19 protein-coding genes are annotated in these 18966 nt (G+C 58.3%); 13 read left to right on the forward strand and 6 right to left on the reverse strand.

Annotated features, from left to right (window positions below; translation table 11 throughout):
* Nucleotides 1-8: 8 nt before the first annotated feature.
* Nucleotides 9-386 carry an AprI/Inh family metalloprotease inhibitor gene (locus JEM67_RS01380; protein ID WP_013811076.1) on the forward strand — a complete coding sequence of 126 codons (378 nt, stop codon included), beginning with the start codon at nucleotides 9-11 and terminating at the stop codon, nucleotides 384-386.
* Between the two features lie 37 nt (nucleotides 387-423).
* Here the strand turns inward: JEM67_RS01380 and JEM67_RS01385 are convergent, their stop codons facing one another.
* Nucleotides 424-1050: a lysoplasmalogenase gene (locus JEM67_RS01385; RefSeq protein WP_004950964.1), complete on the reverse strand. Its 627-nt coding sequence runs from the start codon at nucleotides 1048-1050 to the stop codon at nucleotides 424-426.
* 161 nt (nucleotides 1051-1211) lie between these two features.
* Between JEM67_RS01385 and JEM67_RS01390 the strand changes: the two genes are divergently transcribed.
* On the forward strand, nucleotides 1212-1565 hold the full coding sequence (locus tag JEM67_RS01390; protein WP_199636469.1) for a DUF2500 domain-containing protein: 354 nt from the start codon (nucleotides 1212-1214) through the stop codon (nucleotides 1563-1565).
* 1 nt (nucleotide 1566) lies between these two features.
* Here JEM67_RS01390 and JEM67_RS01395 read toward each other — a convergent pair whose 3' ends face one another.
* Together JEM67_RS01395 and rsmD are read right to left on the reverse strand one after the other, a co-directional pair.
* A complete protein-coding gene (locus tag JEM67_RS01395) occupies nucleotides 1567-1839 on the reverse strand; it encodes a DUF1145 family protein (protein WP_006323063.1) in 273 nt (90 codons plus the stop codon).
* Nucleotides 1829-2449, reverse strand: coding sequence for a 16S rRNA (guanine(966)-N(2))-methyltransferase (gene rsmD / locus JEM67_RS01400; protein WP_062791193.1), 621 nt, complete (start codon nucleotides 2447-2449; stop codon nucleotides 1829-1831). Before rsmD ends, JEM67_RS01395 begins: the two co-directional genes overlap by 11 nt.
* Nucleotides 2450-2670: 221 nt before the next feature.
* On the opposite strand from rsmD, the gene ftsY reads away from it, so the two are divergent.
* The 4 genes from ftsY to rpoH all read left to right on the forward strand — a co-directional run bounded on the left by ftsY (nucleotide 2671) and on the right by rpoH (nucleotide 7006).
* On the forward strand, nucleotides 2671-4212 hold the full coding sequence (gene ftsY / locus JEM67_RS01405) for a signal recognition particle-docking protein FtsY (RefSeq protein ID WP_199636470.1): 1542 nt from the start codon (nucleotides 2671-2673) through the stop codon (nucleotides 4210-4212).
* Nucleotides 4213-4217: 5 nt separating this feature from the next.
* Complete coding sequence (gene ftsE, locus JEM67_RS01410) at nucleotides 4218-4889, forward strand: cell division ATP-binding protein FtsE (RefSeq protein ID WP_004950974.1); 672 nt, start codon at nucleotides 4218-4220, stop codon at nucleotides 4887-4889.
* Nucleotides 4879-5832 carry a permease-like cell division protein FtsX gene (ftsX, locus tag JEM67_RS01415; protein ID WP_006323072.1) on the forward strand — a complete coding sequence of 318 codons (954 nt, stop codon included), beginning with the start codon at nucleotides 4879-4881 and terminating at the stop codon, nucleotides 5830-5832. The genes ftsE and ftsX overlap by 11 nt, the downstream gene beginning before the upstream one ends.
* A gap of 316 nt (nucleotides 5833-6148) precedes the next feature.
* Nucleotides 6149-7006 (forward strand): RNA polymerase sigma factor RpoH, encoded by an 858-nt coding sequence (gene rpoH / locus JEM67_RS01420; RefSeq protein ID WP_199636472.1) that lies wholly within the window; start codon nucleotides 6149-6151, stop codon nucleotides 7004-7006.
* A 65-nt stretch (nucleotides 7007-7071) separates the two neighbouring features.
* Here the strand turns inward: rpoH and JEM67_RS01425 are convergent, their stop codons facing one another.
* The 3 genes from JEM67_RS01425 to panM are packed head-to-tail and all read right to left on the reverse strand — an operon-like array spanning nucleotide 7072 to nucleotide 10746.
* Nucleotides 7072-9153: a hypothetical protein gene (locus tag JEM67_RS01425; protein WP_199636473.1), complete on the reverse strand. Its 2082-nt coding sequence runs from the start codon at nucleotides 9151-9153 to the stop codon at nucleotides 7072-7074.
* Nucleotides 9140-10357 carry a DUF3142 domain-containing protein gene (locus tag JEM67_RS01430; protein ID WP_199636474.1) on the reverse strand — a complete coding sequence of 406 codons (1218 nt, stop codon included), beginning with the start codon at nucleotides 10355-10357 and terminating at the stop codon, nucleotides 9140-9142. Before JEM67_RS01430 ends, JEM67_RS01425 begins: the two co-directional genes overlap by 14 nt.
* The gene (panM, locus tag JEM67_RS01435) at nucleotides 10354-10746 is read right to left on the reverse strand and encodes an aspartate 1-decarboxylase autocleavage activator PanM (RefSeq protein WP_013811083.1); all 393 of its coding nucleotides are present in this window, start codon (nucleotides 10744-10746) and stop codon (nucleotides 10354-10356) included. The genes JEM67_RS01430 and panM overlap by 4 nt, the downstream gene beginning before the upstream one ends.
* A gap of 406 nt (nucleotides 10747-11152) precedes the next feature.
* Here panM and JEM67_RS01440 point away from each other — a divergent pair, with 406 nt between their 5' ends.
* From JEM67_RS01440 to ugpB, 7 genes are all read left to right on the forward strand, one after another.
* Nucleotides 11153-12268: a branched-chain amino acid ABC transporter substrate-binding protein gene (locus JEM67_RS01440; RefSeq protein ID WP_013811084.1), complete on the forward strand. Its 1116-nt coding sequence runs from the start codon at nucleotides 11153-11155 to the stop codon at nucleotides 12266-12268.
* Nucleotides 12269-12384: 116 nt separating this feature from the next.
* Complete coding sequence (livH, locus tag JEM67_RS01445; protein WP_004950984.1) at nucleotides 12385-13311, forward strand: high-affinity branched-chain amino acid ABC transporter permease LivH; 927 nt, start codon at nucleotides 12385-12387, stop codon at nucleotides 13309-13311.
* The gene (locus JEM67_RS01450) at nucleotides 13308-14579 is read left to right on the forward strand and encodes a high-affinity branched-chain amino acid ABC transporter permease LivM (RefSeq protein ID WP_199636475.1); all 1272 of its coding nucleotides are present in this window, start codon (nucleotides 13308-13310) and stop codon (nucleotides 14577-14579) included. Before livH ends, JEM67_RS01450 begins: the two co-directional genes overlap by 4 nt.
* Nucleotides 14576-15343, forward strand: a complete 768-nt coding sequence (livG, locus tag JEM67_RS01455; protein WP_013811086.1) for a high-affinity branched-chain amino acid ABC transporter ATP-binding protein LivG — start codon at nucleotides 14576-14578, stop codon at nucleotides 15341-15343. The genes JEM67_RS01450 and livG overlap by 4 nt, the downstream gene beginning before the upstream one ends.
* A 2-nt stretch (nucleotides 15344-15345) precedes the next feature.
* The gene (livF, locus tag JEM67_RS01460) at nucleotides 15346-16047 is read left to right on the forward strand and encodes a high-affinity branched-chain amino acid ABC transporter ATP-binding protein LivF (RefSeq protein WP_013811087.1); all 702 of its coding nucleotides are present in this window, start codon (nucleotides 15346-15348) and stop codon (nucleotides 16045-16047) included.
* 134 nt (nucleotides 16048-16181) lie between these two features.
* The gene (locus JEM67_RS01465; RefSeq protein ID WP_013811088.1) at nucleotides 16182-17369 is read left to right on the forward strand and encodes a PLP-dependent aminotransferase family protein; all 1188 of its coding nucleotides are present in this window, start codon (nucleotides 16182-16184) and stop codon (nucleotides 17367-17369) included.
* A gap of 190 nt (nucleotides 17370-17559) precedes the next feature.
* On the forward strand, nucleotides 17560-18879 hold the full coding sequence (gene ugpB, locus JEM67_RS01470; protein WP_199636477.1) for a sn-glycerol-3-phosphate ABC transporter substrate-binding protein UgpB: 1320 nt from the start codon (nucleotides 17560-17562) through the stop codon (nucleotides 18877-18879).
* Nucleotides 18880-18966 lie beyond the last annotated feature (87 nt).

Here is an 18966-nt window from a genome sequence, read left to right on the forward strand (position 1 = left end):
GAGTTAACATGAAAGGCAGCTTAGCGCGTGCCGCCGTCATGGCGGGGAACATAATGGTTACGGGGGCAGTTATGGCCAGCAGTTTGGTTCTTCCCTCCGCGAAGTCGCTGGCGGGGCAGTGGCTGATCGCCGATGCCGAACAACAGTGTCAGATTGAATTTTTGGCTGGCGAACAAAGCGAAATCAACGGTTATCAGTTGGTGGACAGTCAGCACTGTCTGAAAAAGGTGTTTACGGCGGAGGTGGCCGGCTGGCGCCCGGCGCCGGATGGCATCGCCCTGTTGCAGGCCGATGGCAGTACGCTGGCGTTCTTTTCGCGCGACGGCGAGAGTTACCGCAATCAACTCGGGGCGGATGACGGCCTGACTCTGAAGGCGCTGGCGTAATAAAACGGGTTCGGTCGCCCGAACCCACCTTGGGCATTTACAGGTACAACGAACGTACGATCAGGAAATGGCCGGAGAAGTAGCAGAACGCCACCAGCGCATCCGCCGCCCGGAAACTAAAACGGTAGCGGTTAATCAGCCATACCACGTTGGCCAGCAGCAGCAATGAGGTACCCGCCAACAGCGAGAAACTGAAATCGGTGCTGCGCATAAAGTAATGCTCGCCCGCCAGCCACACCATCAGCAATGTCATCGCTACGTAGGTGGCAATTGGCCAGCGCATCTCTTCCAGCCGGGTCCAGATAGTCGCCAGCAGCAACGCGCCGATAATCAGCAGCGCCAGCGGCAGCGGCCAAAACAGGCTGAAGCTCATCTGGCTGGCGAAGCTCAGGGTATAAAGCAGGTGCGAAAGGAAAAATGCGCCGATGGCGTACAACACGCGCTCACGCGGCAGCAGCAGCAGGGCGTCGGCGATCAGCGTCGCCACCAGGCCGAGGACGATCAGATACCCTGCGGCGCCCAGCACCGGCGCTTGCCAGGCCAGCAGCAACAGCAGCAGCAGAGTAAGCGGTTTAAACACCCAACGCTGCCAGCGTGGCCCGCGATAGGAGGCGTCTACGAACAACCAACCGGAAAAGAATACGGCAAGGAACGGCCAACTCATTGTGTCTTCCTTATTCATTATGGGAACCGCAGAGTTCGGCTCCAAATTGTCACCAGTGTCACTTCCTACGTGCAGTGTAGGCAGCGCGCCTGCAATCGACAATGCTTTCTTGAGAATGCTATGTTTACGCTGATTTAGCCGCGAAGGGAATGGGAAGAAAGATGAGTAAGCCGCCGCTGTTTTTTGTCGCCGTCATTGCGTTGATCGCCGTGCTGGCGACGCACCGTTACTTCAACCAGCGCCGCGTTGAGGCGGAAAATGACCGCGCACCGGTGCGCAGTTTAGAGGTCAAGGTTAGCGACAAGCGCGAATTTCCCGTGGCTGCCACCCGTTCGCGCCAGCGCGAACAGAGGGTCAATGAGCCGATGCATTATGAGGTGGTGTTCAGCCCGTTGCGCGGCGGTGAGGACATTCGGCTACGGCTGAAACAGTGGCAATACAACCCGATCGAAAAGGGCGCGCAGGGCACGTTGAGCATGCAGGGCACGCGCTTCGTCTCCTTTACCGCCCAATAACCTATTTCCTTTTGATCGGTGGCTGTTTTTTCTGCCATGCCAGCAGCTCGAAGACGCCAAAGACGAAGATCTTGGCTTCCTGCCAGTAGCTTATCGGCTGATCTTTCGGCTGGGTAGACTTCAGCAACACCAGTTGCAGCCCGTGCATCACCACCATAAAGAACAGCGCCACGTCGATGAAATATTTCAGCGGCTTGGGAAAAGGGTGGAACAGATTGGAGAGCAGAAAGCCCCATACGCACAGCATCAGCAGGCGGCCCAGATTAATCAGCATTGTTGGTTTTCTCTTGCGAACGAACATAAAGCCGGTAAGCCACCTGACCGGCGACTTTTTCCCGGTGTAATTGCCAGTTGGCCGGCACGTCAGCCGCAGCGCTTTCCGCTTCGGCCTCTACGTAAATCCAGGCCTCATCGGCCAGCCAACCTTGCTGTTCCAGCAGGGTGACGGTTTCTGCCAGCAGCCCTTTGCGGAACGGCGGATCGAGAAACACCACGTCAAACGGCTGGCCGTTGCCTGCCAACCAGCTCAGCGTGTTGGTGTTGACCACCGTGCCTTTACCCTGCAGCAGTGCCAGGTTTTTCTCCAGTTGCTGCGCTACCGGGCGTTCAAACTCCAACAGCGTGGCGCTGCCGGCATAGCGTGACAGCGCCTCCAGCCCCAATGCGCCGCTGCCGGCAAAACAGTCCAGGCAGCGCGCGCCCTGAATGACCGGCGCCAGCCAGTTGAACAGGGTTTCGCGGACGCGGTCGGTGGTCGGGCGCAGCCCTGGGCTGTTAGGCACCGGCAGTTTACGCCCGCGCCATTGGCCACCGATAATGCGGATCTGCCCGGCCGCGGCCTGGGGCGGTTTTTTTGCCGACGCCCGTGGCGTTAGTCTTGTCATAGGTTTGCTTTATTTCTTTCTCTGGCCGTGAGGCCGCACGAGTTAACGAAAAGTTGCACCTATTCTACCGGTGAGACGCGCCGGGGGGAACGGTAAAACTTTGTTGCCTGATTTCACAGTGGAAAGCATACCGGATGCGTGTTGCTGCGCGAGGGAAAGTGATAGACTCGGCGGATTATTGTCAGCATAAGCAAGCCTTCGGTACGGAGTAGAGTCATAACATGGCAAAAGATAAGAAACGTGGGTTTTTCTCTTGGCTGGGCTTCGGCCAGAAGGAAGAAGAGCAACAGCAACCTGAGCCGTCGGTAGAGCAGACGGAAAATCAGGCCGTGGAGACACCGGTTGAACCGGTAACCCCCCCGCTGGACGACAAGCTCCCCGCCCAGGAATCTGAACCTGCCGCCTCCGTTGATACCCCAGGGGAATGGGACGGCAGCCTGACCGGCGAGCATATCGCCGAAAGCGTACCTGTCGTCGCTGAACATTTCACCCCGGCGCAAGCGTTGGCGGAAGAGGTGGTTACCCTCACCGAGCAGGTGGCGGCGCAGCAGCAGCCGGTTAATGAAGAGATCGCCGAGCCGGTGGCGATCATTGCCCCTGTGCCTGCCGTTGAACCTGAACTCATCGCATCTGCGCCTGCTGTCGAGCCTGAGCCGGAAGTGGTTGAAACTGCGGTTGAGCCAGAGCCAGAGCCAGAGCCAGAGCCTCTGCCGGCCAGCGTTGCGCTGGCGCCGGTTATCATCGCCCCTGCCGTGGCTGAAACAATAGAAGAACAAGAGCCTGAATCGGCGGAAGCGGACCTGCTGGCCCCGGCGGTAACTCAAGAGCAGGAACGCCCGACCAAAGAAGGCTTCTTCGCCCGTCTGAAACGCAGCCTGGTGAAAACCAAGCAGAACCTGGGTTCCGGTTTTATCGGCCTGTTCCGTGGTAAGAAAATCGACGACGATCTGTTTGAAGAGCTGGAAGAACAGCTGCTGATTGCCGACGTCGGCGTGGAAACCACCAGTAAAATCATTACCTCCCTGACCCAGCACGCCAGCCGTAAGCAGTTGAAAGACGCCGAGGCGCTGTACGGCAAACTGAAGGAGGAAATGTCTGAAATTCTGACTAAAGTTGAACAACCTCTGGATGTTGGCGGTAAAAACCCCTATGTCATTCTGATGGTTGGGGTGAACGGCGTGGGTAAAACCACCACCATCGGCAAGCTGGCTCGTCAGTTCCAGGCGGAAGGCAAATCGGTGATGCTGGCGGCGGGGGATACCTTCCGTGCGGCGGCGGTGGAGCAACTGCAGGTGTGGGGCGAACGCAACCGTATTCCGGTGGTGGCGCAGCATACCGGCGCAGACTCCGCTTCGGTGATCTACGACGCGGTGCAGGCCGCCAAGGCGCGTGGTATTGACGTGCTGCTCGCAGATACCGCCGGCCGCTTGCAAAACAAGGCGCACCTGATGGAAGAGCTGAAGAAGATCGTCCGCGTCATGAAAAAACTGGACGACCAGGCCCCCCATGAGGTTATGCTGACTCTGGATGCCAGCACCGGACAGAATGCTGTCAGCCAGGCGAAATTATTTAATGAAGCCGTGGGCTTAACCGGTATCACGCTGACTAAACTGGACGGTACCGCCAAGGGTGGGGTGATCTTCGCCATTGCCGATCAGTTCGAAATCCCGATTCGCTATATTGGCGTTGGGGAAGGTATCGAAGATTTGCGGCCATTTAAGGCCGACGATTTTATTGAGGCACTTTTTGCCCGAGAGGATTAATACGGATGATTCGCTTTGAACAGGTCAGTAAAGCTTATCTGGGCGGACGGCAAGCACTGCAGGGGGTAGATTTCCATCTGCGCCCGGCGGAGATGGCGTTTCTGACCGGCCATTCCGGCGCGGGGAAGAGTACCCTGCTGAAACTGATTTGTGGTATCGAACGACCAAGCGCCGGCCATATCTGGTTTGGTGGCCACGACATCAGCCGGTTGAAAAACAGTGAGGTGCCGTTCCTGCGTCGTCAGATCGGCATGATTTTCCAGGATCACCATCTGCTGCTGGATCGCACGGTCTATGACAACGTGGCGATGCCGCTGATCATCGCCGGTGCCAGCACGGAAGACATCCGCCGCCGCGTATCCGCCGCGCTGGACAAGGTCGGGTTGCTGGATAAAGCGAAAAACTTCCCGATTCAGCTGTCCGGCGGTGAGCAGCAGCGCGTGGGCATCGCCCGTGCGGTGGTGAACAAACCGGCGGTGCTGCTGGCGGACGAACCCACCGGTAACCTGGATGATGCGTTGTCGGAGGGCATTCTGCGCCTGTTTGAAGAATTTAACCGTGTTGGCGTTACCGTGCTGATGGCCACTCACGACACCGGGCTTATCGCCCGTCGCAATTACCGCATTCTGAGCCTGAGCCAGGGCCGTATGGCTGGAGGAGCGCATCATGGCGAATAATGCAAAAAACGCCAAGAGCAAGGCGCTGCGTGGCGGCTGGCGTGAACAGTGGCGCTATGCCTGGATGAACGCCATCAAGGACATGCTGCGTCAACCGTTGGCGACGCTGCTGACGGTGATGGTGATCGCCATCTCCCTGACGCTGCCGAGCGTGTGTTATATCGTCTGGAAAAACGTCAGCACTGCAGCCACCCAGTGGTATCCGACGCCGCAGCTGACGGTGTATCTGGATAAATCTCTCGATGATGACGCCGCAGTGAAAGTGCTTGACGCCATCAAGGCGGAAGCCGGCGTAGAGAAGGTGAATTACCTGTCGCGCGAAGAGGCCCGGGGCGAATTCCGCAACTGGTCCGGCTTCGGCGGTGCGCTGGATATGCTGGAAGAGAACCCGTTGCCGGCCGTGGCCATCATCACGCCGAAGATGAGCTTCCAGAGTTCGGAAACCCTCAATACCCTGCGCGATCGCGTGGCGGCGGTTCAGGGGGTGGACGAAGTGCGGATGGATGACAGTTGGTTTGCCCGCCTGGCGGCGCTCACCGGGCTGGTTGGCCAGGTGGCGGCGATGATCGGTGTTCTGATGATTGTGGCGGTCTTCCTGGTGATCGGCAACAGCGTGCGTCTGAGCATCTTCAGCCGACGTGACACCATCAATGTGATGAAGCTGATCGGCGCGACCGACGGCTTCATCCTGCGGCCATTCCTGAACGGCGGAGCGATGCTGGGCTTTTTCGGCGCGCTGCTGTCGCTGCTGCTCTCCGGGGCGCTGGTGTGGAAACTGGAGTCGGTGGTGACCGGCGTGGCAAAAGTGTTCGGCACCACCTTTACCCTGCATGGGCTGGGGTGGGATGAGGCGCTGTTGCTGCTGATTATCTCCGCGATGATCGGCTGGATCGCCGCCTGGCTGGCGACGGTGCAACATTTACGCCGATTTACACCACAATAAAGTTTTTTTGGTATACTCTTCTTCTGCTGCTCCGAGCGTGTTGCGGGAGAAGAGTTACCGGCAGTAAAGCAAGCACCATCCAGTCTCTTCTTAGCGCACAAATTCCCTATCGGTCTCAACTTTCGTCACGTATTGTCATGTGCAATGCTGTCGAAAAACAGTGAACTTATAGGGCGGAACACGGTCAAAATTTGCAGCAAAATGTTAGGGTGCCCGGCGTGTGGACCGCTTTTGCAACAGCAACTGCCGTAAAATCAATCTTTTCCCCGCCGTGAATCATCACCTGCATGACCTGTTTTCTCAAGAGAGGGTTTGAATGACCAAAGAAATGCAAACTTTAGCTTTAGTGCCCCAGGGCAGTTTGGAAGCCTATCTCCGGGCCGCCAACACCTATCCGATGCTGACGGCAGAGGAAGAGCGGGAGCTGGCTGAACGGCTGCATTATCAGGGCGATCTGGAAGCCGCTAAGCAGCTGATCCTGTCTCACCTGCGCTTTGTCGCTCATATTGCCCGTAATTACTCTGGTTACGGCCTGCCGCAGGCAGACCTGATTCAGGAAGGTAATATCGGCCTGATGAAAGCTGTACGCCGCTTCAACCCGGAAGTTGGTGTGCGTCTGGTGTCCTTTGCGGTGCATTGGATCAAGGCAGAAATTCACGAATACGTGCTGCGCAACTGGCGTATCGTCAAGGTTGCCACCACCAAAGCACAGCGCAAGCTGTTCTTTAACCTGCGTAAAACCAAGCAGCGTCTGGGCTGGTTCAATCAGGACGAGGTGGAGCTGGTGGCCCGCGAGCTGGGTGTGACCAGTAAAGACGTGCGTGAGATGGAGTCGCGTATGGCGGCGCAGGATATGACCTTCGATCCCACGCCGGACGACGATGCGCGCGACGGTCAGTCGATGGCGCCGGTTCTGTACCTGCAGGACAAAAGCTCGGACTTCGCCGAAGGCATCGAGGAAGATAACTGGGAAAGCAACGCCGCAGACAAACTGGCCTATGCGCTGGAAGGTCTGGACGAGCGCAGCCAGCATATTATTCGTGCCCGTTGGCTGGACGACGATAACAAGTCCACGCTGCAAGAACTGGCCGATCAGTACGGCGTTTCCGCTGAGCGTGTTCGCCAGTTGGAAAAAAATGCCATGAAGAAACTGAAAATGGCGATCGAAGCCTGATCCCGCGTCAGCGTTAAAAAACCCGTTCCGCAATGAACGGGTTTTTTTGTGCCTGAAATTCGGCCTTACTGGCCTGCGGCGGCAAAATCCGGCGCCGGGCAGTCGTAGCCAAACTTGCTGGCCCAGGAATAACGGGTGCCGGTGTTGATATAGCGTTGATACAGCGCTTGGCCGGTTTTCGCGTCGCGTTTAATAACCCAACCGGCGGCATTGCATAGCACGGCAGCATACGCCTGGCTCTTGGGCGGCAACAAATCGGCGGCTTGCTGGGCAAGGTCGACCGCCTGCCAGCGATAATGCAGGAAGCGATTGTCTTGTGCCGGCAGCGCCGCCTTGGCCCGCGCCGTCTCGGCGCTGCTGATCCAACTCTTGTGTTTCAGCTCGCGGGTATCAAAGGCATCCCCCAGATACGAATAACCCGCGTCATAAATCGCGTAATCTGGCGTCATCTCGTAACCGGTGAAGGTTAGCCCTTGTGTGCGCAGTAGCGTGGCCGCCTGATAATAGGCTTTGGCGCGCGCCAGTTTGTCGGCGGTTTTGTCCTGTGCCGTTTTCAGCGTATCGGCATACCCTTGCGCCACCTGGCGGTAGTTCGGAATATCAAAGTAACCCATCGCCTCCTGTGCCCGACCGGCGCGCATCAGCCGCCGCGCCAGCAGTTCCCGCAATTGGATATCCGCCGTGATTTGCTGGCCGTTGTACTCATCGGGATTGACGGGTTTCAGCGGCGTTGCCGGCGCCGGCGCATGTTTATCAACGAAGCCTTTAAGTTCGTCGATCGTCAGCACCCGCTCGGCCACGTCGGCGACATCCGCCCAATAAATCTCTTTGCCGCGATACAGAAAATCCATCGCCTGCAGATAGTCGCCGCGATCCAAGGCAAGGATCGCCTGCTCCCCGGCCACCCGGCATTCGGGCACGATGGTTTCCGGCGTAAAGTCCGCATTGCGCTGTTCGCCCCAGCTTTCACTGGAGGGGAAGGCAGCCGCCGCTTTGGCATAGGCGGCGGTAGCGGTTTTAACATCCCCGTCGCGCAGCGCCATTTTGGCGCGCAGCCACCACGCCAGCCCGCTGTCACCGGCATGTTTTAACAAGCTGGCCGCCATGGGATATTGCCCGGCGCGATAAGCCAGTGCCGCTAGCCGGTCACTGCCGCTGAAACCGCTTTTCACCGAGGCGTTCAGCAGCGTCAGAATTTGGCTGACTATCTGTTTCGAACGGGTGCCGGTGGCATCGGTATCCGACATTTGCAAATTGCTGCCGCGCGCAAAGAGTTCGATGGTCACCAGCTGTTGGATCACCGGATCGCTAATGGCCTGTTTCAGCGCGTCAAAGTGGTCAGGATTGACCAGATAGCTGGAGACGTACTGCAACGACAACCCACCGTTTTGATCGCCCTGCGCCGCCTGCTGGGCGTACAGTTGCGCCGCCGGGGCGATATTGCCCAGCCACAGTTGGATGCGCGCTTGCTGCCCCAGGCTGCTCAGCGCCAGTTGATCAGGATCGGCAGCGCCGGCTTTAACCCGGTCAATCACCTGCTGAAAAGCCGCCTGCGCCTGCTCTAACTGTGGCTTAGCCGGGCGTTTAACCGCCGGAGCCGGCGTATCGGACTCATTTTCCGGCGTGCCGTGGTCATCCATCAGAACCCGTCCGAGCGAATACTGCGCCCGAAGTCCCCAGTCGCCCTGTTGTGCTGCGGGCAGGGCCAAGACCTGCTGGAAATACTCTACGGCACGCGGATCCGCTCCGGCAAAGGCCACGGCACCGAGTTGATAAAGGCGTGCGGCGTCTGACAACCCCTGAGAATTGACCGCATCGGCCTCCTCGACGGTCTTGGCGGCGCGCATTTTGCCGATAATGATTGTTTCCGGTGAAAGCGGCATCGGTTTCGGCGGTGTCGCCGGTGGAGGCGCTTTCCACCGCGGCAGTTGATTATCTACCGCGACCAGGCGGCTGGCCTCAAAGGCAAAATTACCTTCCGGCATATACAGCAGGGTACCGTTGCGATCGGTCAGCAAGCGGTTGGGAAAATCCGGCCCGCAGGCGAAACCGTTAATGGGCATCGCCAGCGCTGAGCCGATCAGGGCGGCGAGTGGGAGATACCGGCCGTGGCGGTTGCGTACCGCGTGTGCATCAGGGTATGACAAGAGTGCCTCCTGGCGTCAATTGTTGGCAGCGTAACCAGCCCAGCGGCCGGGATTGCCCGGCGCGCAGCTGATCGCCGCTGATGAGGACAAAGCGTTGCCGCTGAGACTCGCTTTCCAGCCGATAGTTGCCCGCCGCGTCCGCCGCCAGACAGTCCGTGGCGGCGACGGTAATTTCACGAGGCAGCGGGGCATCAACCGGCCCGTTATTATGAATTATCAGATCATACAGCCCATTTTGCTGTGGCTGAGGGCTAAATTTTACCTGCCAACTGACGCTGAGCGGCTGTTGCTCGATCACCGCCCGCAGCGTATTGAGCGACCAGGCGCGGCGATCGCCCGTCAGCGGCAGCCGGAACCAGATAATGCCGCGCAGATGCGGTGTGGCCTGGGCGTTTAATTGCTGCAGAAAGTCGGCCACTTGTTGCGGCGCTACCGTCAGCTCACGGGGATTGCCCGCCACGCGCAGTGAGGCTTCGCTCTCAACCTGTGCGCCCTGCGCATCAACGCCCAGCAGGCCCATACCGTAGGCCGGCAGCGCCACTCTGAACGGTTTGGACGTGATGTTTGCATACTGTTTTACCCAGCGCAGCGCCAGTGGGGCAGCGAACAGCCCCTGCTGCGGCGAGAGCACCGCATGTACCTGCAACACCGAGCTGTCTGCCTGTTGCAACACGCCGGGCAGTGCCGGTGAGCCGATCCAGGCCGGTAATGCGGTAATGCCGAGTTGTAAGGAGGAAGGCAGCTGTCGGCGCAGCTGTTGCAAGAAATAGCGATAGTCAGGCAGGCGAGCGGTGGCGGCGTCATGATCTATTTCGACACCGATCACCTGCAACCCGGCGGCCTGCCATTGCTGAGCCTGTTTTACCAGGCGCTGGCGAATAACCGGTGCATCGAGTTGCGCCAGTTGCCCATCCAAACGGACCACCAGCCACAGCGGGCGGCCATCCTGTTGCAACCGCGGTAGATTGACCGGGATTTCGCGCCAGCCTTCACGCGGATGCGCTTGCGCACCCAATACACGCAGGGTAGAGAACAGGTCACGGCTTTGCGCCAGCGCAGTGGCGTGTTGCGGCGTCCAGACCCGCTGCCAGATATAAACCTGGTTGTCCCGGGGCTGTGGTAGCCGTAACGCCTGGTGACGGCCGCCGAACCAGGCCGTTAACGCCAGCGCCAACAGCAGCAACGCCATCAGCCCGCGTTTCATTTTTGCCAGAGGTCGCCTTGCTGGGTGAAACCGCAGGCGCGCATAAAGTTATCCACTTCACCGCGTTCGCGCGGCGTCAGGCCGGCGGTAGAAAGCTGCCAGTGAGCGACTTGCGGTAGCTGGCGCTGCGCATCCTGCACCAGATACAGCCCGACGCCACGACGGCGCGTGACTTCACGCACCAGCAAATCCTGCAGTTGGGCGTTATCGCCATCCAGCGCAATTTTCACTGCACCCAGCAGCCGTTCGTTGAAGCGCGCGGCGAACAGGGCCCGATCGTCGTCCAGCCAGCTCTGCCATTGCTGTGGCTGCTGTTGCGGCCAGATTTTACCGAGGTCGATAAGGTCTTGCGGGGACAGCGTGGTTAATCGCTCAATAGTCAGTTTCATGCAGAATTTCCGAACGGCTAATCGATGCCGACAGTGTAATAGATCTTGCGCAGAGCGTTGTGTAAGTTTTTCTGTACGATTACTGCGCAAAATGTTTTTTGCAGCACTCATTTTCCGAGTAAATGAATTGTTAATGGATCAATAACCAGCATAACGCGCTGCGCCTGATGCAAAACAGCGCAGATTTAATCCGGATTTTATCCTGTTTACACCGCTTGTTTCTGATTGTTCAAGTTGATTTGCAGCAGAAAATTCCTGTTTAATGGTATGAAAAATAAAGTCTTATTAGAAAATATTGCCATAAAATCACCTAAATCATTATTACTTATGAATAAAAGCAGTAAATAAGGGTCAGGTGCAGGCAAACACAACAGGTACGTTCACAACGACAGATGGGGATTTGCGAATGAAATTAACAAAAGGTAAGGCGCTGTTGGCGGGTTGTATTGCGATGGCTATCGGTCATTCGGCAATGGCGAAAGACATCAAGGTGGCGATCGTGGGCGCGATGTCCGGCCCGGTCGCGCAGTATGGCGATATGGAATTTACCGGTGCCCGTCAGGCGATTGCCGATATCAACGCCAAGGGCGGCATCAAGGGCGATAAGCTGGTCGGCGTAGAATACGATGACGCCTGCGATCCAAAACAGGCCGTTGCGGTTGCCAACAAGGTGATTAACGACGGTATTCGCTATGTGATCGGCCACCTGTGCTCGTCCTCGACTCAACCGGCCTCCGATATCTATGAAGACGAAGGCGTGATCATGATTACCCCGGCGGCCACCAACGCCGATCTGACCACCCGTGGTTACAAGATGATCATGCGCACCACCGGGCTGGATTCCGATCAGGGCCCGACTGCGGCGAAATACATCCTCAGCGAGATCAAACCCAAGCGTATTGCCGTGGTCCACGACAAGCAGCAGTATGGCGAAGGCCTGGCGCGCTCGGTGCGCGACAGCCTGAAAAAACAGGGTACCGACGTGGTGATGTTTGAAGGCATCACCGCCGGTGATAAAGATTTCTCCACTCTGGTGGCGCGCCTGAAGAAAGAAAACGTCGATTTCGTATACTTCGGCGGCTACTACCCGGAAATGGGGCAGATCCTGCGCCAGGCGAAACAGGCAGGCCTGACCACCCGCTTTATGGGGCCAGAGGGCGTGGGCAACTCCTCGCTGTCCAACATTGCCGGTGCCGCCTCAGAAGGCATGCTTGTGACCCTGCCTAAACGTTACGATCAGGTACCTGCCAACAAACCTGTTGTGGATGCACTGAAAGCCAAGAAGCTGGATCCTACCGGGCCGTTCGTCTGGACCACTTACGCAGCGTTGCAATCTTTGACTACCGGGATGGAGCGCAGCGGCAGCCAGGAGCCGGCCGACATCGTCAAGGATCTGAAAACCGGCAAGCCGGTGGACACCGTGATGGGGCCGCTGAGCTGGGATGAGAAGGGCGATCTGAAAGGTTTCGAGTTCGGCGTGTTTGAGTGGCATGCAGACGGCACATCAACACCGATTAAATAAGCCATAATAATCAGGGTAGGGTGCAGCATGCTGCGCCCGCGGGCCGGTAAGCTGGCCCGTCCCCCTTTACCTGAGTTTTTTCAGGTTTGCTATACAGCGCAGCCAAGGGTCAGAGTATGTCAGAGCAGGTTCTCTATTTTCTGCAGCAGATGTTCAACGGCGTCACGTTGGGCAGCACCTATGCATTGATCGCCATCGGTTACACCATGGTCTACGGCATTATCGGCATGATCAACTTCGCCCACGGCGAGGTGTATATGATCGGTAGCTATGTCTCCTTTATTGTTATCGCCGCCCTGATGATGCTCGGTATCGACGTCGGCTGGCTGCTGATTGGTGCCGCGTTTTTGGTGTCGATCGTGATCGCCAGCGCCTACGGCTGGAGCATCGAGCGGGTGGCCTACAAGCCGGTGCGCAACTCCAAGCGCCTGATAGCGCTGATTTCCGCCATCGGCATGTCGATATTCCTGCAAAACTACGTCAGCCTGACGCAGGGCTCGCGCGATCTGGCGTTGCCAAGCCTGGTAACCGGCCAGTGGGTGCTGGGTGAAAGCAATGGCTTCGCCGCCACCATCAGCACCATGCAGCTGATTATCTGGGTCGTCACCTTCCTGGCGATGCTGGCATTGACGTTGTTTATCCGTTATTCCCGCATGGGCCGCGCTTGTCGCGCCTGCGCGGAAGATTTGAAGATGGCCAGCCTGTTGGGCATCAATACCGACCGGGTGATTTCACTGACCTTCGTGATCGGCGCCGTGATGGCGGCGGTGGCCGGCGTGCTGCTTGGTCAGTTCTACGGCGTAATCAACCCGTACATCGGCTTTATGGCCGGGATGAAAGCCTTTACTGCGGCGGTGCTGGGCGGCATCGGCAGCATTCCCGGCGCGATGATCGGCGGCCTGGTGCTGGGGGTGGCAGAAGCCCTGACCTCAGCCTACCTGAGCACCGAATATAAGGACGTGGTGTCCTTCGCGCTGCTGATCGTGGTGTTGCTGATCATGCCAACCGGCATTCTTGGGCGCCCGGAGGTTGAGAAGGTATGAAACTCAATCTGCTTAACGCGCTGATAGCCTCGGTGGTGCTGTTTGTGATGGCGTCGTTCCTGATGGGGATGCAACTGAGCCTGGACGGTACCAAGCTGGTGGTCCACGGTGCGGCGGAAGTGCGCTGGATGTGGATCGGCATCGGCTGCGTCATCGTTTTCTTCTTCCAACTGTTGCGCCCGCTGATGCAGCAGGGGCTGAAAAAACTCTCCGGCCCCTCTTTTGTATTGCCGAGCTTTGACGGCACTACCCCACGCCAGAAGCTGTTGGCGGCGGCGATGATTGTCGCTGCGATCGCCTGGCCATTTCTGGTGTCGCGCGGCTCGGTGGATATCGCCACCCTGACGTTGATCTACGTGATGCTAGGCTTGGGTCTGAACGTGGTGGTTGGGCTGTCCGGCCTGCTGGTGCTGGGTTACGGCGGCTTCTACGCCATCGGCGCCTATACCTACGCGCTACTGAATCACTATTACGGCCTCGGCTTCTGGGAAAGCCTGCCGCTGGCGGGCATCGTCACTGCCATCTTCGGTTTCCTGCTCGGTTTCCCGGTGCTGCGTTTGCGCGGTGACTACCTGGCGATTGTGACGCTGGGCTTCGGCGAGATCGTACGTATCCTGTTGCTGAACAACACCGAGATCACCGGCGGGCCGAACGGCATCAGCCAAATCCCGAAACCGACCTTTTTCGGGCTGGAGTTCAACCGCAGCGCGCGTGACGGCGGCTGGGATACCTTCCATAATTTCTTCGGCCTGAAATACGATCCGAGCGATCGCATCGTATTCCTGTATCTGGTGGCGCTGCTGCTGGTGGTGCTGACGCTGTTTGTGATCAACCGCTTGCTGCGCATGCCATTGGGCCGCGCCTGGGAAGCGCTGCGTGAAGACGAAATCGCCTGCCGCTCGCTGGGCCTGAGTCCGACCAAAATCAAACTGACCGCTTTTACCATCAGCGCCGCCTTCGCCGGTTTTGCCGGCACGCTGTTCGCCGCGCGTCAGGGCTTTGTCAGCCCGGAGTCCTTCACCTTCGTCGAGTCGGCCTTCGTGCTGGCGATTGTGGTGTTGGGCGGCATGGGATCGCAGTTCGCGGTGATCCTGGCGGCTATCCTGCTGGTAGTGTCGCGCGAACTGATGCGTGATCTGAACGAATACAGCATGCTGCTGCTGGGTGCATTGATGGTGTTGATGATGATTTGGCGGCCGCAAGGACTGCTGCCGATGAAGCGCCCGCAGCTGAAGTTGAAAACGGCCGGCAAGGAGGAACAGGCATGAGCACGCAACCTCTGTTGAAAGTTGAAGGGCTGTCGATGCGTTTCGGCGGCCTGCTGGCGGTGAATAATGTGGCGCTCGAGCTGAACGAAGGCGAAATTGTTTCGCTGATCGGCCCGAACGGCGCGGGAAAAACCACGGTGTTCAACTGCCTGACCGGCTTCTACCGCCCCACTGGCGGTACCATCAAACTGCGCGATCGCCATCTGGAAGGGCTGCCTGGCCAGACGATTGCCCGTATGGGCGTAGTGCGCACTTTCCAGCATGTGCGGCTGTTCCGCGAAATGACGGTGATCGAGAACCTGCTGGTCGCCCAGCATCAGCACCTGAAAAGCGGCGTATTCGCCGGGCTGCTGAAAACCCCAGCCTTCCGCCGTGCCGAAGCCGATGCGCTGGAACGTGCATCCGTGTGGCTGCAACGGGTTGGCCTGCTCGAGATGGCTAACCGTTCGGCGGGCAATCTGGCCTACGGCCAGCAGCGGCGGCTGGAGATTGCGCGCTGCATGGTGACCCGCCCGGAACTGCTGATGCTGGACGAACCCGCCGCGGGCCTGAACCCAAAGGAAACCGACGAGCTGGACCACTTGATCGTTGAGCTGCGCAACCAGCATAAAGTGTCGGTGTTGCTGATCGAGCACGACATGAAGCTGGTGATGGGCATTTCCGATCGTATCTATGTGGTGAATCAGGGCACGCCGTTGGCGCAGGGCTCCCCGGCAGAAATTCGTAACAACCCGGACGTTATCCGGGCCTATCTGGGCGAATAATTATGTTGTCATTTAATCAGGTTTCCGCCCATTACGGCAAAATCCAGGCGCTGCATCAGGTTAGCCTGAACATCAAGCAGGGCGAGATCGTCACCCTGATCGGCGCCAACGGTGCCGGTAAAACCACGCTGCTCGGCACGTTGTGCGGTGAGCCGCGCGCCACCGAAGGCAGCGTTACCTTCCTCGACCAGGATATTACCCAGTGGCAGACCTCGCGCATTATGCGTGAGGCGGTGGCGATAGTGCCGGAAGGGCGTCGGGTGTTCTCGCGCATGACGGTGGAAGAGAACCTGGCGATGGGCGGCTTTTTTGCCGATCGTCATCAGTACCAGGAACGTATCGAGCGGGTGTTCGGCCTGTTTCCACGCCTGCTGGAACGCCGCAACCAGCGCTCCGGCACCATGTCCGGCGGTGAACAGCAGATGCTGGCGATCGGCCGTGCGCTGATGAGCCAGCCGAAGCTGTTGTTGCTCGACGAGCCGTCTCTCGGGTTGGCGCCGATCATCATCCAGCAGATTTTCGACATTATTCAGCAGTTGCGTGAAGAGGGCATGACCATCTTCCTGGTGGAGCAAAACGCCAATCAGGCGCTGAAATTGGCGGATCGCGGTTATGTACTGGAAAACGGGCGCGTGGTGTTGGAAGATACGGGAGCCGCATTGTTAGCAAACGAAGCAGTAAGGTCGGCGTATCTGGGCGGCTAAATACCCGTCGTCTTTCAGGCTACAGCGTTGTTGGCTGCACTCACTTCCCTGTGGGGGCGAATAGGGTCGCCCGAGTCACTTGGTCGCCGTGTACCCTGCCCCTACAAAATTTATAACGATTACGAGAATAAGAAATGAAGACAGAAGGGTTACTCGCGCAGCGCATCGTCAACGTAAAAAGCTCGGCAATCCGCGAATTGCTCAAGCACAGTAAGATGGAAAACGTCATTTCGCTGGCGGGCGGCATCCCCTCTGATGCCCTGTTTGATTTTGAAGGGCTGAGTATTGCTACCCATCAGGCGATCACCGAACAGCCGAAAAGCGCCTTCCAGTACGGCCTGACCGAAGGCAGCCCGTTGCTGCGTGAACGCATTTGCGAGCTGTGCGCCGAGCGCGGCGTCGTCGCCACGGCAGAAGAAGTGATGGTGACCGCCGGTTCCCAGCAGGCGCTGGATCTGGTGATGCGCGCTATCGTCAATCCAGGCGACGTGTTTGTGGTGGAGCGTCCGACCTATCTGGCGGCGCTGCAGACGCTGGAACTGGCGGAAGCCAACATCATGTCGGTGTCATCCGACAGCGACGGCATGGTGGTTGAAGAGCTTGCCGAACTGCTGAAAACCCAGCGCATCAAGGGCGTGTACGTGGTGCCGAACTTTGGCAACCCAAGCGGCCTCACGCTGAGCGCACCGCGCCGCGAACTGCTGGTGAAACTGGCGGCCGAGCACAATTTCCTGATTATCGAAGATGATCCGTACGGCGAGCTGCGTTTTACCGAAGAGCGCAACGCCACGCTGCATCAGGTTTCGCAGCAGGTGCTGGGTCATACCGATAACATTATCTACACCTCGACCTTCTCCAAGATCCTGGCGCCGGGCTTGCGCCTGGGCTGGGCTATTCTGCCTGAGTTCCTGCTGCATAAAGTGGCGATCATCAAGCAGGCGGCGGATCTGCACGCCAGCGCGCTGTCGCAGAGCATCGTCGAATGCTACCTGGGGCTGGATCGTCTGCCGGGGCAGATCGAAAAGATCCGCGCCGCTTACAAGCAAAAGGGCGAGATCCTGGCTGCGCTGGTGGAGAAAGAGCTGGGCGAACACATCACCTTTGATATGCCGAAGGGCGGTATGTTCCTGTGGGCGCGTTTCCGTCAGCCGTTCAACGCCACAGAATGGCTGAAAACCACCCTGCAACAGGGTGTGGTGTTCGTGCCGGGGGAATATTTCTTCTCCGATAACCCGGATCGTTCAACCTTCCGCCTGTCGTTCGCCACCGCCACTGAGCAACAGATGCAAGAAGCGGTCGCCCGCCTGCGTCGTTCACTGTAATCCCCGCGGCGGCGGGGGAAAATGCCTCGTCGCCGACATCAAACCGCAACCTGCACTTCACCTCTCTGTCACTTCGCTGTCATTTTTTAGTTATTTTTCTGTCATCCGAGCATGGCATGTTAACTTCCGAACAAAAAACTGTTTCTTTTCGCTCACGCGCTTATTACACCCGCTTTTTCAGGAGTTAGGCATGCTCACCTACGCTATTCGCAAAACTACGCTGTGCGTCGCGTTGACCCTGGCGGTCAGCACTCAGGCACTGGCGGCGACCGAGATCCCGTTCTGGCATTCGATGGAAGGTGAACTGGGGAAAGAAGTGGATTCCCTGGCGGACCGCTTTAACCAGTCGCACAGCGACGTCAAAATCGTTCCGGTTTATAAGGGCAACTACGAACAGAGCCTGGCGGCGGGTATCGCGGCTTACCGTTCCGGCAAGGCGCCGGCGATTTTGCAAGTTTACGAAGTGGGCACCGCCACCATGATGGCGAGCAAAGCGATCAAACCGGTATACCAGGTGTTTAAAGACGCCGGCATCAACTTTGACGAATCGGTGTTCGTGCCGACGGTGGCCGGTTACTACACCGACAACAAGAGCGGCCATCTGCTGTCCCAGCCGTTCAACAGCTCCACCCCGGTGCTGTATTACAACAAAGATGCCTTCAAAAAAGCCGGCCTGAACCCGGATCAGCCGCCAAAAACCTGGCAAGAGCTGGCGGCGGACACCGCCAAACTGCGTGAGGCCGGCATGAAGTGCGGCTACGCCAGCGGCTGGCAGGGCTGGATCCAGCTCGAGAACTTCAGCGCCTGGCACGGTGTGCCGTTCGCTACCGAAAACAACGGCTTCGGCGGTGCGAATGCCAAGCTGGAGTTCAACAAAGCGTTGCAGGTCAAGCATATCCAACTGCTGGCGGACATGAACAAGAAGGGTGATTTCACCTATTTCGGTCGTAAGGACGAATCGACCGAGAAGTTCTACAGCGGCGACTGTGCCATCACTACCGCTTCTTCCGGTTCGCTGGCGGACATCAAACACTATGCCAAATTCAACTATGGCGTGGGCATGATGCCTTACGACGCCGACGCCAAGAATGCGCCGCAGAACGCCATCATCGGCGGCGCCAGCCTGTGGGTGATGAACGGCAAAGATACCGCCACCTACAAAGGCGTAGCCGAGTTCCTGCAGTATCTGACGCAGCCGGCAATTGCCGCCGAATGGCACCAGAAAACCGGTTACCTGCCTATTACCACCGCCGCGTACGATCTGACCAAGCAGCAGGGCTTCTATGACAAGAACCCGGGCGCCGACGTTGCGACGCGTCAGATGCTGAACAAGCCGCCATTGCCGTTCACCAAGGGCCTGCGTCTGGGCAATATGCCGCAGATCCGCAGCGTGGTGGATGAAGAATTGGAAGGCGTGTGGACCGGCAAGAAAACGCCACAGCAGGCGCTGGACGCTGCCGTACAACGCGGTGACGTGTTGCTGCGTCGCTTCGAGTCCCAGACCAAGTAATAACGGCTACTGCGCTTCGCCAGCCTGGGATTGGACAGTGTTCGCTCTCCTCATGGACTTTGTGTCCGCTCCGGGAGCCGTGCGCTG

The sequence above is a fragment of the Serratia sp. PAMC26656 genome (assembly GCF_016469055.2).
In the GTDB taxonomy this organism is placed as follows: Bacteria; Pseudomonadota; Gammaproteobacteria; order Enterobacterales; family Enterobacteriaceae; genus Serratia; species Serratia plymuthica.